This is a genomic window from Streptomyces sp. NBC_01622, from assembly GCF_045209635.1.
Taxonomy (GTDB): Bacteria; Actinomycetota; Actinomycetes; order Streptomycetales; family Streptomycetaceae; genus Streptomyces.
Genome location: NZ_CP109293.1, coordinates 5,832,223 through 5,846,177, shown reverse-complemented (window position 1 = coordinate 5,846,177; position 13,955 = coordinate 5,832,223). Strand labels below are relative to the sequence as shown.

Sequence of the window (13,955 nt, the reverse complement as noted above, 5' to 3'; positions counted from 1 at the left end):
GTGTACCGCCGGTACAGCACCTGTAACGCTTCCACGACTCTTCTTTCGCGTACGGTCACGGAACGGGCACCGCGCTTGACGTGTCAGTGCCCTCCGGCAGACTTGGCCGGGAATGGCACATTCGATCACTGAGCCGGCGCCGATGGGGGACACGGAACATGAGCCAGGACGGCCCACACGGCCGGTATACGGGGCGCGCGCTGGCGGGTGGCCGTTACCAGCTGCGCGACCTGCTCGGCGAGGGCGGCATGGCCTCGGTGCACCTCGCCTACGACTCGGTGCTCGACCGCCAGGTCGCGGTCAAGACACTCCACACCGAGCTCGGCCGTGAACAGGCCTTCCGCGAGCGCTTCCGCCGCGAGGCCCAGGCCGTGGCCAAGCTCACGCACACCAACATCGTCTCCGTCTTCGACACCGGCGAGGACGCGCTCGACGGCTCGACGATGCCGTACATCGTCATGGAGTACGTCGAGGGCCGCCCGCTGGGCTCCGTACTCGACGAGGACGTACGGCAGTTCGGTGCGATGCCCGCCGACAAGGCGCTGAAGATCACCGCGGACGTGCTGGCGGCGCTGGACATCAGCCACGAGATGGGCCTGGTCCACCGGGACATCAAGCCGGGCAACGTGATGATGACCAAGCGCGGTGTCGTGAAGGTCATGGACTTCGGCATCGCCCGCGCCATGCAGTCCGGGGTCACCTCGATGACGCAGACCGGCATGGTCGTCGGCACCCCGCAGTACCTCTCGCCGGAGCAGGCGCTCGGCCGGGGCGTGGACGCGCGCAGCGACCTGTACTCGGTCGGCATCATGCTGTTCCAACTGGTCACCGGGCGGCTGCCGTTCGACGCGGACTCGCCGCTGGCCATCGCGTACGCGCATGTGCAGGAGGAGCCGGTCGCGCCCTCCTCGATCAACCGTTCGCTGCCGCCGGCCGTGGACGCGCTGGTCGCCCGCGCGCTGAAGAAGAACCCGAACGAGCGCTTCCCGAACGCCGAGTCCATGCGCGAGGAGTGTCTGCGCGTGGCGTCCTCGCTGCACGCGGCGGCCCCGAGCATCGTGCCGGGCGCGCCCGCGCAGAGTGGCGCCGGCGTCGGCTCCGCGGTGTTCCCCCCGGTCGACCAGGCGGCCCCGGCGCCCACCGGCCCCGTACAGACGCCGTACCACCCGGGCCCGTACCACGGCACTCCGGCGCCCGCGCCGCCCTCGCCCGCCTACGGCTATCCGCAGCAGCCGGGCTACCAGACGCCGGCCTCGGTCGGGTTCGGGCAGCAGGGCATCTCGACCCCGCCGCCGTACAACCTGAACCCGCAGCACCCGACGCCGACCCCCGGGGGAGGCGGCGGCCGAAGCAACAAGCCGGTGGTCATCGGCGCGATCATCGTCGCCCTCATAGCGATCGGCTCGCTGATCGCGGCCCTGGCGAACGCCGGGAACGGCTCGAACGACCTGGGCAGCAACGGCAGCAGCTCCAGTGCGAGCAGTTCGGCGACGGCGGTGGAGGGCCACCGCGACGGCGACACGTCGAAGACGATCGACAAGACCGCGTGCACGGAGCCGGAGGAGTCGTACAACGACCCCAACAAGATCCGGGTTCCGGACTTCCAGTTCAAGTACATCTCGTCGGTCAAGTCCTGCCTCCAGGCCGCGGGCTGGAAGGTGAAGGTCAAGTCCGAGGACGAGAACACCTACGGCCAGGGCACGGTCATGGAGCAGTTCCCGGCCGCCGGCACGGACGTGGACGCCAAGGAGATGCCCCAGATCCAGCTGAACGTCTCGACGGGCAACCCGTCCTGACCCCGTGATGTGGAAGGGCCCGGCAGCGACTGCTGCCGGGCCCTTTGAACATGTGGGGTGTTTTACAGGTATGGGCCGCCCACCCGGCCGCCGCCCGGCTGGCCCTCCTCGCCGCCGTCACCGACACCCGGCGGCAGCGCCCGGCGCATCTGCTCCAGCTGCGCCCGCGCGGCCATCTGCTGGGCGAACAGCGTGGTCTGGATCCCGTGGAAGAGTCCCTCCAGCCAGCCCACCAACTGGGCCTGCGCGATACGGAGTTCCGAGTCGCTCGGGATCGCCGTATCCGTGAAGGGCAGCGAGAGCCGCTCCAGCTCCTCGACCAGCTCCGGCGCAAGACCGTCCTCCAGCTCCTTCACCGAGCTGGCGTGGATCTCCTTGAGCCGCACCCGGCTCGCCTCGTCCAGAGGAGCGGCACGCACCTCCTCCAGGAGCTGCTTGATCATGCTGCCGATCCGCATGACCTTGGCGGGCTGTTCCACCATCTCCGTCACCGGGATCTCGCGGGAGTCCTCGTCCCCGGTGCCACCGAGCGCCATCCCGTCCTGGCCCACGACCAGGATCTGAGGCTTCTCCGGTGACCTTTCGTTCCTCGGCATCTCCATGCCGCCATTCTCTCGCACCCGTACACCTCACCACCGTGGTGCCCCCCCTCGTAAGGTGATCCACCGTTTGCCCGAACCCGGAATGCCGGGAAACCCGCTCGATGTGACGCTTGTCCCGTGACTCCATGGCTGCGCACCGCGGGACTACTGCTTGTGCTGGGCACGGGCCCGGTGGTGAATCCGTACGGGGGTGTTCCGGCGTACGGCCTGGGGACGGGGAGTACTGGGGGCGCCGGAGGTGGTCGTGCGACGGTCACGGCACCTGCGTCCGCCTCCGCTACCGCTACCGCCCTGAGGCCTGCTTCGGGTCCCGACCACCATCAGGCCCCCGCCCAGACCCCCGCCCAGACGCCCTCTCACGCCTCCGCCGAGCCCTCCCGGGCCGGAAGCCGGGCCGGCGAAGGGCGGGAACGGCCGGGGCGGACGGCTCAGCCGAGCGCGGACGAGGACGAGGACGTAAGTGACGACGGGGACACGGCCGAGCCGACGGCGGACGAGAGCGGCGACGGCGGCCGTTCTGCCGGTCCGGCGCCCGCCGACTCCGCGTCACCGTCACAGGAAGCGGCGGTCGTGCCGTCCTCGCCGCCGCTCCAGCCCGTGCACCAGGCCGTCACCCACGCCGAGGACCCCACCGAGCCCGTGCTGCGGATCCTGCCGCTGGGCAGCGGCCTGATCCTCATCGGGCTCGGCCTGGGTCTCGCCTTCATCGGCCTCCGGGTGCGCCGCGGTTAGAACGCGTCCGGCCTACGGCGCGACGAGCAGCACCTTTCCGATGTGCCCGCTGTCCTCGACCACCTGGTGCGCTGCCGCCGCCTCGCTCATCGACAGCTCCCGGTCGACTACCGGACGGACCTGGCCGGAGGCGATCAGCGGCCACACATGCTCGCGTACGGCGGCGACGATGGCCGCCTTCTCGCCGAGCGGGCGGGCCCGCAGCGAGGTCGCGCTGATCGCGGCCCGCTTGCCGAGGAGGGCGGCGATGTTGAGTTCGGCCTTGATGCCGCCCTGCAGCCCGATGATCGCGAGCCGCCCGTTGACGGCGAGGGCCCGGACATTGCGGTCCAGGTACTTGGCGCCCATGTTGTCGAGGATGACATCGGCGCCCACACCGCCCGTGGCCTGCGCGACCTCGGCGACGAAGTCCTGCTCGCGGTAGTTGACCAGGATGTCGGCGCCCAGCTCTGCGCAGTGGTCGAGCTTCTCCTTGGTGCCGGCCGTGACGGCGACCTTCGCGCCGACCGCCTTGCCGAGCTGGATCGCCATGGTGCCGATGCCGCTGGAGCCGCCGTGTACGAGCAGGGTCTCGGCGGGGCGGAGGTGGGCGACCATGAAGACGTTCGACCAGACCGTGCAGACCACCTCGGGCAGCGCGGCGGCCTGCTTGAGGTCGACGCCCTGCGGCACCGGCAGCAGCTGCCCGGCCGGTACGGCGACCTTCTCGGCGTAGCCGCCGCCCGCGAGCAGCGCGCACACCTCGTCGCCGACCGACCATCCGGAGACCCCGGGGCCGACCTCAGTGATCCGGCCGGAGCATTCGAGGCCGGGGTAGCGGGACGCGCCGGGCGGCGGGTCGTAGAAACCCTGGCGCTGCATGATGTCGGCCCGGTTGACGGCGGTGGCCACCACCTCGACCAGGACCTCGCCCTCTCCGGGCACCGGATCGGGGACCACGCCCCACACCAGCGCCTCGGGCCCACCAGGTTCGGAAATCGTGATCGCATGCATGAGCCCGACGCTACTCCTCGTCAAACGGCCGACCGCCGAGGGTCGATCACTCCGGCAGCGGCCGGGTGTCCGGCGCGACCTGCGAGCCGGGCGAGACCCGCACGATGCTGATGAGGCGGTCCGTCAGCTGAAGCGTCCCGATCGACGGGTCGTCGTAGCCGAGCACCCGGTGCCCGCGTACGACGCTCACCACCAGGTCGTCGGTCTCGCGCGGTGTCCTGCCCACCTCGGCCTTTATGACGGGCCGTTCGGTCATGTCGAGCCCGCTGCCCTGGTGGATGAGGTCCTCCATGACCATGCCGGCGGCGGGGCTGAGCACGGACAGGCCGAGCAGCCGGCCGGCCGCGCTGGCGCTGGTGATGACGGCGTCGGCGCCGGACTGCTTGAGCAGCGGCGCGTTCTCCTCCTCGCGCACGGCGGCCACGATCTTCGCGCCGCGGTTGAGCTGCCGGGCCGTGAGAGTCACCAGCACGGCCGTGTCGTCGCGCTGCGTCGCGATGATGATCTGCCGCGCCTTGTGCACCTCGGCACGCTTCAGGACCTCGCTGCGGGTGGCGTCCCCGACGACCCCGACGTACCCGTCACTGCTCGCGGCCTCGATCGCCTTCGCACTGGGGTCGACCACGACGACCTGTTCCTTCTTCAGCCCCGTCGCGCACACGGTCTGGATCGCCGACCGCCCCTTCGTACCGAAGCCGACGACGACGGTGTGATCCCGCAACGCGGACCTCCAGCGGTTGAGACGCCATTCCTCCCGTGTGCGTTCGGTGAGGACTTCGAGGGTGGTGCCGACCAGGACGATCAGGAACAGCACGCGCAGGGGCGTGACAACAAGGATGTTGGTGAGCCGGGCGCCGTCGCTGACCGGGGTGATGTCGCCGTAGCCGGTGGTCGAGAGGGTGACCGTGGCGTAGTACAGCGCGTCGAGGAAGTCGACCGAGCCGTCCGAGTTGTCGTTGTAGCCGTCGTGGTCGGCATAGACGATCAGCGCGGTCGCGGCCAGCAGGCACAGGGCGATGGACAGTCGTCTGGCGACCTGTTGGAAGGGGTGCTCGACCACTTTCTTCGGGAGTTTCACCCGATGGGTCACGAGATGTTCGTCTGCCTGGCGGGCGATCGCATCATGGCCCGACTGTTTCACGTGAAACACACCCCGATTCCGGCGACCGCCCAGGGCAGATCGATGAGTTCCACCCGCTGCCCCTGCCGCGCCCCACCCGGCGGTACGACCGCGAGCGCGTCGGCCGCCGCGATCCCGCGCAGCATCGCCGGGCCGTTGTAGTGCAGCGGGACGGCAGAGTCGCCGCGCAGGACGGCGGGGATGAGCCGGGTGTCGTACGGGTGCCCGTGCACCGCCTCCTGGAGGGGCAGCTCGTACGGCTCCGGGGCGGGGTGTGCCGACAGGGTCCGCAGCAGCGGTTCCGCGAGGGTGAGCAGGCCGGAGATCGCGGCGAGGGGGTTTCCGGGCAGGCCCACGAGGTGCTGGTCGTCCTTGATGCGGGCCAGCAGCATGGGGTGGCCGGGGCGCACCTTGACGCCGTCCACGAGGAGTTCGGCGCCGAGTCGGCGCAGGGTGGGGTGGACGTGGTCGACGGGGCCGGAGGCGGTGCCGCCGGTGGTGACGACGAGGTCGGCGGTGCTGGCCGAGATCGCCTTGTGCAGCGCCTTCTCGTCGTCGCGGAGCCGGCGGACCGCGATGACCTCGGCGCCGAGCGCGCGCAGCCAGGACGGCAGCATCGGGCCGAGCGCGTCCCGGATGAGCCCGTCGTGGGGCAGCCCCTCGGTGAGCAACTCGTCGCCCAGGATGAGGACTTCGACCCGGGGGCGGGGCACGGCGGTGAGCGTGTCGTAGCCGGCGGCCGCGGCGAGGCCGAGCACCGCCGGGGTCACCAGGGTGCCGCCGGGCAGGAGGTGGTCGCCGCTGCGGCACTCCTGGCCGCGCGGGCGGATGTCCTGGCCGTGTCCGACGTCCCGGGCCGCGTGGAGGCGGCCCTTGTCGTCGGTGCGGCCGTGTTCGCTGCGGATGACGGCGGTGGTGTCGGCGGGGACCCGGGCGCCCGTCGCGATCCGCACGGCCTCGCCGTCGCCGAGCGGCTCCGGCTCCGCGTGTCCGGCGAGCACCCCGTCCTCGCGTACATCCCAGGGGCCGGGCCCGGCGACCGCCCAGCCGTCCATCGCGGAGGTGTCGAAGGAGGGCAGGTCGCTCAGGGCGACGAGGGGCGCGGCCAGGACCAGGCCGAGGGCGGAGTCGAAGGGCACGGAGACGGGGGCGCGGTGGCCGCCGGACCGTACGGCGCGGGCGGCGACGGTACGGGCCTCGGGCCACGGGGTGGCCTTGTGCTGACGGGTGTCCGGCTCGCGGCGTGCGCCGGGGGCCGGAGGTGTGCCCTGCTGTGGCGGCGGGGGCTCGGCGTGCCCGCCGCTGCCGGCTTCGTTCACGAGGGCGAGTACCTCCTCGACGTCGAGGTCCTCGACGTCCTGGGTGTGCTCACCGGTGTGCGTGTGCGTGCCGCGCGCGGTCATCCGGCGGCGTCCGGACCGGGAGCGTCGGACGGGGCGTCCGGCTTGGCCTGGGGGGTGTCCTCGTCCGCCCAGCGCAGCGCGAGGGCGACGGCCTTGCGGGCCGCCTCGGCGACCGCTTCGGGGCCGCCCTTGCCCTGCGCCGCCGCGTAGCCGACCAGGAAGGTGGTCAGCGGGGCGGCGGGCCTGGCCACTCCGTGGGCGGCGTCGCGGGCGAGGTCGAGCAGGATGCCGGTGTCGACGTCCAGGTCGATGCCCAGTTCGTCCTTGACTGCGGAAATCCATTCATCCAACACGTGCTCATGCTCCCTGATGCGTGCCCTGGCGATGGCGAGGTCGTCCCAGGTGTCGCAGTCGAAGGACGCGACGGGGTCGGGGACGCGGGCGAGATCGAGCGCGGCGGTCAGCCGGCGCAGTGGCAGCCCGGTGAGGCCGCCGTGCTCTTCCATGAGCGCGGTGAGTTCTCGGCGGAGTGCCGGCGCGCGGTACGCGGCCACGAGTGGCTGGTCGCGTCCGTCGGCGTCGGTGAGCAGCGCGCCTTCGGTGCCGCCGGTCCGCAGTGCGGTCAACAGCCGCCGTACGGTTGCCGCTTCGAGGAACGGCAGGTCGGCGGAGAGGACCAGGACGGTGTCGGCCGTGGTGTGGCGCAGACCGGCGTCGAGCGCGGCGACCGGGCCCGCGCCGGGCGGGTCCTCGCGGGCCCAGCGCACCGGCCGGGGGGTGCATCGGGGGTCGGCGACCACGACGGTGCTCCGGGCGCCGGCGCAGGCGGTGAGCACCCGGTCGAGCAGGGCCCGGCCGCCCACGCGCAGCCCGGGCTTGTCGGCACCGCCGAGCCGCCGGGCACCACCACCGGCGAGCACGACGGCGTCGTACGCGTCGCCGGGCACGGTGTCGGTGGGCTCGTACGCGGTCACCCCCCGAGTATGCGTCCCGCCCTGATCACAGGGAACTTGTGCGGGCTTCCGCGATCACAGGTTGCGCAGCAGCACCGCCGGCTGTTCCACACAGTCCGCCACATATCGCAGGAAACCGCCCGCCGTACCGCCGTCGCAGACCCGGTGGTCGAAGGTGAGCGAGAGCTGCACGACCTGGCGCACCGCCAACTCGCCCTCGTGCACCCACGGCTTGGGGACGATCCGGCCGATCCCTAGCATCGCCGCCTCTGGGTGGTTGATGATCGGCGTGGAACCGTCGACGCCGAACACCCCGTAGTTGTTGAGCGTGAAGGTCCCGCCGGTGAGGTCGCCGGGCGTCAGCGTCCCGGTCCGGGCAGCCTCGGTGAGGCGCGCGAACTCCGCGCTCAGCGCCTCCGCGTCCCGCGCCCCCGCGTCCCGTACGACAGGTACGACGAGCCCGCGCTCGGTCTGCGCGGCGAACCCGAGGTGCACCCGGTCGAACCGGACGACCTCCCTCGCCTCCATGTCCACGCTGGAGTTGAGCTCGGGGAACCGCGTCAGCGCGGCCGTGCAGATCCGGGCGAGGAGGGCCAGTACGGAGATCTTGGGTCCGGCGGCGGCGTTCATGGCGGCGCGGGTGCGCATCAGCTCGGTCGCGTCGGCGTCCACCCAGCAGGTCGCGTCCGGGATCTCGCGGCGACTGCGGGAGAGCTTGTCGGCCACGGCTCCCCGGATGCCACGGAGGGGGGTGCGGGTGACTCCGTCGGTGTCGGTGGTGGTCGCGGGGCGCGTGGCCGGGGGCAGGAGGGTCGCTTCCTGTGCGGTCGCCTCCTGGGCCGCCGCCGCGCGGAGGGCCTTCTCGACGTCCGCCCGCAGGATCAGCCCGTCCCGCCCGGAACCCGTCAACTCCCGCAGTTCCAGGCCGTTCTCGCGCGCGAGCCGTCGTACGAGGGGAGAGATCACGGGTACGGGACCGTCGCCGCGGCTGCCGGTCCCGGGGGCGGGGGCGTCCGCCACCGAGGTCACGACGTCCGCCGCCATCCGCCGCACTCTCCGCCGCCGCGCGGGAGGCGCCCCCGTGCCGTAGCCCACCAGCACGTTCCCCGAGCCCTCGGTCTCCGCGTCGGTGTCGGCGGCCGGTGCCCCCACCGCGACCGTCAACAGCGGGGCGCCCACGGGCAGTTCGGTGCCCTCCTCGCCGTAGCGGGCCGTGACCACACCGCCATAGGGGCAGGGGACCTCGACCATCGCCTTGGCCGTCTCGACCTCGACGACCGGCTGGTCGATGGCGACGACGTCGCCGACCTGGACCAGCCAGCGCACGATCTCCGCCTCGGTGAGGCCCTCGCCGAGGTCGGGGAGCTTGAACTCCAGTACCTGTGCCATCAGTTGTCGGCCTCCCATTGCAGCCGTCCCACGGCGTCCAGGATCCGGTCGACGCCGGGCAGGTGGTGCCGCTCCAGCATCGGCGGCGGATACGGGATGTCGAACCCGGCGACGCGCAGCACCGGTGCCTCCAGGTGGTGGAAGCAGCGCTCCGTGACGCGGGCCGCGATCTCGCCGCCCGGGCCGCCGTAACCGCCCGACTCGTGCACGACGAGCGCGCGGCCGGTCCGCCGTACGGACGCGCAGACCGTCTCGTCGTCGAAGGGCACCAGGGAGCGCAGGTCGACGACTTCGAGGTCCCAGCCCTCGGCCCGGGCCGCCTCGGCGGCTTCGAGGCAGACGGGCAGGGAGGGGCCGTAGGTGATGAGTGTCGCGCTGCTGCCCGGGCGGCGGACCACGGCGCGGCCTATCGGTTCAACGGGTGAGGGCTCGTCGGGGTTCCAGGTGTCCTTGGACCAGTACAGGCGCTTGGGCTCCAGGAAGACGACCGGGTCGTCGGAGGCGATGGAGGCACGCAGCAGGCCGTAGGCGTCGGCGACCGTCGCCGGGGTGACGACGTGGAGTCCCGGGGTCGCCATGTAGTAGGCCTCGGAGGAGTCGCTGTGGTGCTCGACGCCGCCGATGCCGCCCCCGTAGGGGACGCGGATGGTGATCGGGAGGGGCATGGCGCCCCGGGTGCGGTTGCGCATGCGGGAGACGTGGCTGATCAGTTGCTCGAACGCCGGGTAGGCGAACGCGTCGAACTGCATCTCGACGACCGGGCGCAGGCCGTACATCGCCATGCCGACGGCCGTGCCGAGGATGCCGGCCTCGGCGAGGGGGGTGTCCGTGCAGCGGTCCTCGCCGAACTCCTTCGCGAGGCCGTCGGTGACGCGGAAGACTCCGCCGAGGGTGCCGACGTCCTCGCCCATGACGTGCACGGTGGGGTCGGCGGCCATGGCGTCGCGGAGCGCGCGCGTGAGGGCCTGCGCCATGGTGGCCGGTTTGAGGGCGACGGTGGTCATGAGTGCGTCCCCTCCCGCTCGGCCGCGAGCTCGGCCGCCAACTGTTCGCGCTGTTCGCGCAGTTGGGGGGTGGGTTCGGCATACACATCGGCGAACAGGTCCATGGGGTCGAGCACCGGGTCCTGGTTCATGTGCGCGCGCAGCTCGGCCGCCATGGCCTCGGCGGCGTCACGCGCGGCCTGGATGCCGGCCTCGTCGATGAGGCCGCGCTCGGTCAGCTCGTGCTCCAGGAGGGCGATCGGGTCGTGCGCCCGCCAGGCCTCGACCTCGGTCTCGCCGCGGTAGCGGGTCGCGTCGTCGGCGTTGGTGTGGGCCTCGATGCGGTACGTGATCGCCTCGACAAGTGTGGGACCGCCGCCCTCGCGCGCGTGCCGTACGGCCTCGCTGAGGACCTCGTGCACGGCGACCGCGTCGTTGCCGTCGACCAGGCGGCCGGGCATGCCGTAGCCGACGGCCTTGTGGGCCAGGGAGGGGGCCGCGGTCTGCTTGGCGAGGGGGACGGAGATCGCGAAGCCGTTGTTCTGGACCAGGAAGACGACCGGGGCCTGCCACACGGCGGCGAAGTTCAGGGCCTCGTGGAAGTCGCCCTCGCTGGTGCCGCCGTCGCCGACCATGGCGAGCGCGACCACGTCGTCGCCCTTGAGACGGGCCGCGTGGGCGAGGCCCACGGCGTGCGGCAGTTGGGTGGCGAGCGGGGTGCTCAGCGGGGCGATGCGGTGCTCGCGCGGGTCGTAGCCGGTGTGCCAGTCGCCACGCAGCAGGGTGAGGGCCTGCACGGGGTCGAGGCCGCGGGCGACGGCGGCGAGGGTGTCGCGGTAGCTGGGGAAGAGCCAGTCCTGCTCCTGGAGGACCAGCGCGGCGGCGACCTCGCAGGCCTCCTGACCGGTGGTGGAGGGGTACACGGCGAGCCGGCCCTGCTTGGTGAGGGCGGTGGCCTGCGCGTTGTACCGGCGGCCGGACACCAGCTGGGCGTACAGGCGGCGCAGCAGCCCGGGGTCGGCGTGTGCGGCGGCCTCGGTGCCGAGCACGCGGTACGGCGCGGCGTCGGGCAGCAGCGGCGCGGGGTCCGTGCGCGGCTGCCAGGCGGGCGGCGGTGTGGGCCGGTACGCGCCCCGCTGCTCCATGACCGTCATGACGGCACCTCCTCGTGGGAGTGGCTCGGAGAGACGCCTCGGACGTGCGGCGCCTCCCTACCGATTGTTCGGTCGTCGGCACATTTTGGCTACACGCGGCTTCAGGCTGTGGACAAACGGTTCTCCACAACCTGGAATGAACGCAGTACGTCCATGGTAGGGAGGCGGGGGGACATGGCACCTGAACAAATGGCCGAAGGCCCGGAGGCGGGCAACGCCCTGCCGCCCCCGCGCCCGCTCGACGCCATTGATCAGGACATCCTGCAGATGCTCCAGGCGGACGGCCGCGCGTCGATAAGGTCGGTCGCCGAACGGGTGCATGTCTCGCGCGCCAACGCCTACGCGCGTATCAACCGCCTCATCGAGGACGGTGTCATCCGCGGCTTCGGCGCCCGGGTCGACCACGAACGCGCCGGCCAGGGCACGTCGGCGTACATCACCCTGAAGATCGTGCAGAACTCCTGGCGCACGGTCCGCGAGCAGCTGAGACTGCTGCCGGGCGCCTCGCACATCGCGCTGGTGGGCGGCGACTTCGACGTCCTGCTGCTGGTGCACACACCGGACAACCGGGCGCTGCGCGAGCTGGTGCTCACCCGGCTCCAGGCCATCCCCGAGGTGCTCAGCTCGCGCACCCTGCTGGTGTTCGAGGAGGAGGACCTGGAGCCACAGGGCTGACCCGGCCCGAGGGCCGGTGCGGGCCCGGTGGCCGGCTTCGGCTCAGTGCGGGGCGCGCAGCCCGGCGAACACCAACTGGGCCACCGCGTCGGCCACTTCGCGCTCGCCCATGCCCCGTCCGTCGGGCCGGTACCACTCCACGATGGAGTTGATCATCCCGAAGACGAGCCGGGTCGCGAGCCGTACCTCCACGTCGCCGCGCAGATCGCCGTCGGCCGCCGCGGCCTTCAGCAGCTCGGCCACCCGGTGGTCGAAGTCACGGCGCCGCTCCAGCGCCCACCGCTCGGTGTCGGTGTTGCCGCGCACCCGCAGCAGCAGCGTCACGTACGGCAGCTCGGAGGTCAGCACCTCGACCATCCGCCGCACGACGTACTCCAGCCGCTCGACGGCACGCCCCACGCGCGCGTGCTCCTCGTCGAGGATCCCGAAGAGGCCGTCCAGAGCGCGGCTCACGGCGCGGCGCAGCAGCTCCTCCTTGCCGGTGACGTGGTGGTAGATCGACGACTTGGAGATACCGGCCGCCTTGGCGAGGTGCTCCATGGAGGTGCCGTCGTAGCCACGCTCGATGAAGACCTGGACGGCGACGGAGAGCAGGCTCTCGGGGGTGTACGTGTCGCGCTTGGCGGTGGTCATGGGGTGCCCTCCCGCTTCTCGGTGGCGTACGCGTGGCGGTAGAGCGCCAGGGACGGCGCGTACCGTCCCGACGGATCACGCAGGTGCAGGTCGTCCAGGAGGTCGTAGGCCCAGCTGCGGCCGAGCCTGCGGCTCCATTCGAACGGACCCAGGGGGTAGTTGACACCAAGGCGCATCGCGGTGTCGATGTCCTCCTCGGTGGCGACGCCCTTGGCGACGGCGTCGTGCGCAAGGTCGACGATCCGGGCCACCGTGCGGGCGACGATCATCCCGGGGGCGTCCCCGATGACGCTGACGTCCTTGCCGAGCGCCTGGAAGAGGCCGATCGCCTCGGAGAGGGTCTGCGACGCGGTGTCCTGGGAGGCGGACAGGGCGATGCGGCCGGCCCTGCGGTAGTCGAGGGCGAGGTCGAAGTAGACGACGTCACGGAACTCCACGGAGGTCTGCCCGTCGGCGAGCGCCAGCTGTCCGCCCCCGGGCAGCACCATCCGGGTGCCGTGGTCCTCTTCCTCCTCGCGGACGACGATGCCCGCCCCGCGGATCAGGGCGACCAGGTCGGCGGCGGGGCCCATGTCGCCCTCGACGACGACGTAGGCGGGCGCCTGGGCCGGTTCCGCGGTGTGCGGCTCGGGCTGCTCGGCGTCGTCCCCGTGGTCGTACCAGCCCTGTCCGGTCTTGCGGCCGAGGCGGCCGGACTCGACCAGGCGGCGCTGGGCGAGCGAGGGCGTGAAGCGCACGTCCTGGAAGAAGGACTGCCAGACGGAGTGCGTGACGGACTCGTTGACGTCCTGGCCGATGAGGTCGGTCAGTTCGAAGGCGCCCATTTTGAAACCGCCGGACTCGCGCAGGATCGCGTCGATGGTGGCCGGGTCGGCGGCCTGCGCCTCGTAGGCGGCGAAGGCCTCGGCGTAGAAGGGCCGGGCGATGCGGTTGACGATGAAGCCGGGGGTGTCGGCGCAGGCGACGGGGGTCTTGCCCCAGGCGCGGGACATCTCGTACGCGCGCGTGGCCGACGTGACGTCGGTGGCGAACCCGGAGACGACCTCGACGAGCGGCAGCAGCGGGGCCGGGTTGAAGAAGTGCAGGCCCACGAAGCGGCCGGGGTTGCGCAGGGCGGCGCCGATGGCCGTCACCGACAGGGACGAGGTGTTGGTGGCGAGCAGACAGTCCTCGCCGACGACGTCCTCCAGGTCGCGCATCAGCTGCTGTTTGACGTCCAGCCGCTCCAGCACGGCCTCGACGACCAGGGTGCAGTCCGCGAGCTCGGCGAGGTTCTCGGCGGGCAGCAGACGGCCGTGTGCGGCGTCCCGGTCGGCGGCGGTGAGCCGGTCCTTCTCGACGAGGCGGTCGAGCCGGGCGCCGATCGCGGCGGTCGCGTCCCGGGCCCGCCCCGGAACGGCGTCGTACAGCCGTACGACGTGACCCGCGGTCAGCGCGACCTGGGCGATGCCCTGGCCCATGGTGCCGGTGCCGACGACGGCCACGGGGCTGCTGAGGTCCAGTGCTGTCATGTCCGCGATCCTCCCGCACGGGGTTTTCCACAGATGCGGCGGACCCCCTTGTCCCGACCGATCGTTCGGTT

13 protein-coding genes are annotated in these 13,955 nt (G+C 72.1%); 3 read left to right on the top strand and 10 right to left on the bottom strand.

The window, feature by feature from the left end; genetic code table 11:
- Positions 1 to 158 precede the first annotated feature (158 nt).
- Positions 159 to 1,796: a protein kinase domain-containing protein gene (locus tag OH768_RS26830; RefSeq protein ID WP_406457692.1), complete on the top strand. Its 1,638-nt coding sequence runs from the start codon at positions 159 to 161 to the stop codon at positions 1,794 to 1,796.
- Between the two features lie 62 nt (positions 1,797 to 1,858).
- Here OH768_RS26830 and OH768_RS26825 read toward each other — a convergent pair whose 3' ends face one another.
- A complete protein-coding gene (locus OH768_RS26825) occupies positions 1,859 to 2,398 on the bottom strand; it encodes a bacterial proteasome activator family protein (RefSeq protein WP_406457690.1) in 540 nt (179 codons plus the stop codon).
- 117 nt (positions 2,399 to 2,515) lie between these two features.
- Between OH768_RS26825 and OH768_RS26820 the strand changes: the two genes are divergently transcribed.
- Positions 2,516 to 3,130, top strand: a complete 615-nt coding sequence (locus tag OH768_RS26820) for a hypothetical protein (RefSeq protein ID WP_406457688.1) — start codon at positions 2,516 to 2,518, stop codon at positions 3,128 to 3,130.
- A gap of 12 nt (positions 3,131 to 3,142) precedes the next feature.
- Here OH768_RS26820 and OH768_RS26815 read toward each other — a convergent pair whose 3' ends face one another.
- Genes OH768_RS26815 through pdhA form a run of 7 tightly spaced genes read right to left on the bottom strand, consistent with a single transcriptional unit; the run spans position 3,143 to position 11,065 of the window.
- Positions 3,143 to 4,123, bottom strand: a complete 981-nt coding sequence (locus tag OH768_RS26815) for an NAD(P)H-quinone oxidoreductase (protein WP_406457686.1) — start codon at positions 4,121 to 4,123, stop codon at positions 3,143 to 3,145.
- A gap of 46 nt (positions 4,124 to 4,169) precedes the next feature.
- Positions 4,170 to 5,264: a potassium channel family protein gene (locus OH768_RS26810; protein ID WP_406457684.1), complete on the bottom strand. Its 1,095-nt coding sequence runs from the start codon at positions 5,262 to 5,264 to the stop codon at positions 4,170 to 4,172.
- Positions 5,261 to 6,646, bottom strand: a complete 1,386-nt coding sequence (locus OH768_RS26805; RefSeq protein ID WP_406457682.1) for a molybdopterin molybdotransferase MoeA — start codon at positions 6,644 to 6,646, stop codon at positions 5,261 to 5,263. Before OH768_RS26805 ends, OH768_RS26810 begins: the two co-directional genes overlap by 4 nt.
- Positions 6,643 to 7,560: an NTP transferase domain-containing protein gene (locus OH768_RS26800; protein WP_406457680.1), complete on the bottom strand. Its 918-nt coding sequence runs from the start codon at positions 7,558 to 7,560 to the stop codon at positions 6,643 to 6,645. The genes OH768_RS26805 and OH768_RS26800 overlap by 4 nt, the downstream gene beginning before the upstream one ends.
- Positions 7,561 to 7,614: 54 nt before the next feature.
- The gene (locus tag OH768_RS26795; RefSeq protein ID WP_406457678.1) at positions 7,615 to 8,928 is read right to left on the bottom strand and encodes a dihydrolipoamide acetyltransferase family protein; all 1,314 of its coding nucleotides are present in this window, start codon (positions 8,926 to 8,928) and stop codon (positions 7,615 to 7,617) included.
- Entirely contained in the window at positions 8,928 to 9,932 is a 1,005-nt protein-coding gene (locus tag OH768_RS26790) for an alpha-ketoacid dehydrogenase subunit beta (RefSeq protein WP_406457676.1), read from the bottom strand. Before OH768_RS26790 ends, OH768_RS26795 begins: the two co-directional genes overlap by 1 nt.
- Positions 9,929 to 11,065, bottom strand: coding sequence for a pyruvate dehydrogenase (acetyl-transferring) E1 component subunit alpha (pdhA, locus tag OH768_RS26785; protein ID WP_406457674.1), 1,137 nt, complete (start codon positions 11,063 to 11,065; stop codon positions 9,929 to 9,931). Before pdhA ends, OH768_RS26790 begins: the two co-directional genes overlap by 4 nt.
- A 174-nt stretch (positions 11,066 to 11,239) precedes the next feature.
- Between pdhA and OH768_RS26780 the strand changes: the two genes are divergently transcribed.
- Entirely contained in the window at positions 11,240 to 11,740 is a 501-nt protein-coding gene (locus tag OH768_RS26780) for an Lrp/AsnC family transcriptional regulator (protein ID WP_406457672.1), read from the top strand.
- A gap of 42 nt (positions 11,741 to 11,782) precedes the next feature.
- Here OH768_RS26780 and OH768_RS26775 read toward each other — a convergent pair whose 3' ends face one another.
- Positions 11,783 to 12,373: a TetR/AcrR family transcriptional regulator gene (locus tag OH768_RS26775; protein WP_019073529.1), complete on the bottom strand. Its 591-nt coding sequence runs from the start codon at positions 12,371 to 12,373 to the stop codon at positions 11,783 to 11,785.
- Complete coding sequence (locus OH768_RS26770) at positions 12,370 to 13,884, bottom strand: 3-hydroxyacyl-CoA dehydrogenase (RefSeq protein WP_406457670.1); 1,515 nt, start codon at positions 13,882 to 13,884, stop codon at positions 12,370 to 12,372. Before OH768_RS26770 ends, OH768_RS26775 begins: the two co-directional genes overlap by 4 nt.
- Positions 13,885 to 13,955: the final 71 nt, after the last annotated feature.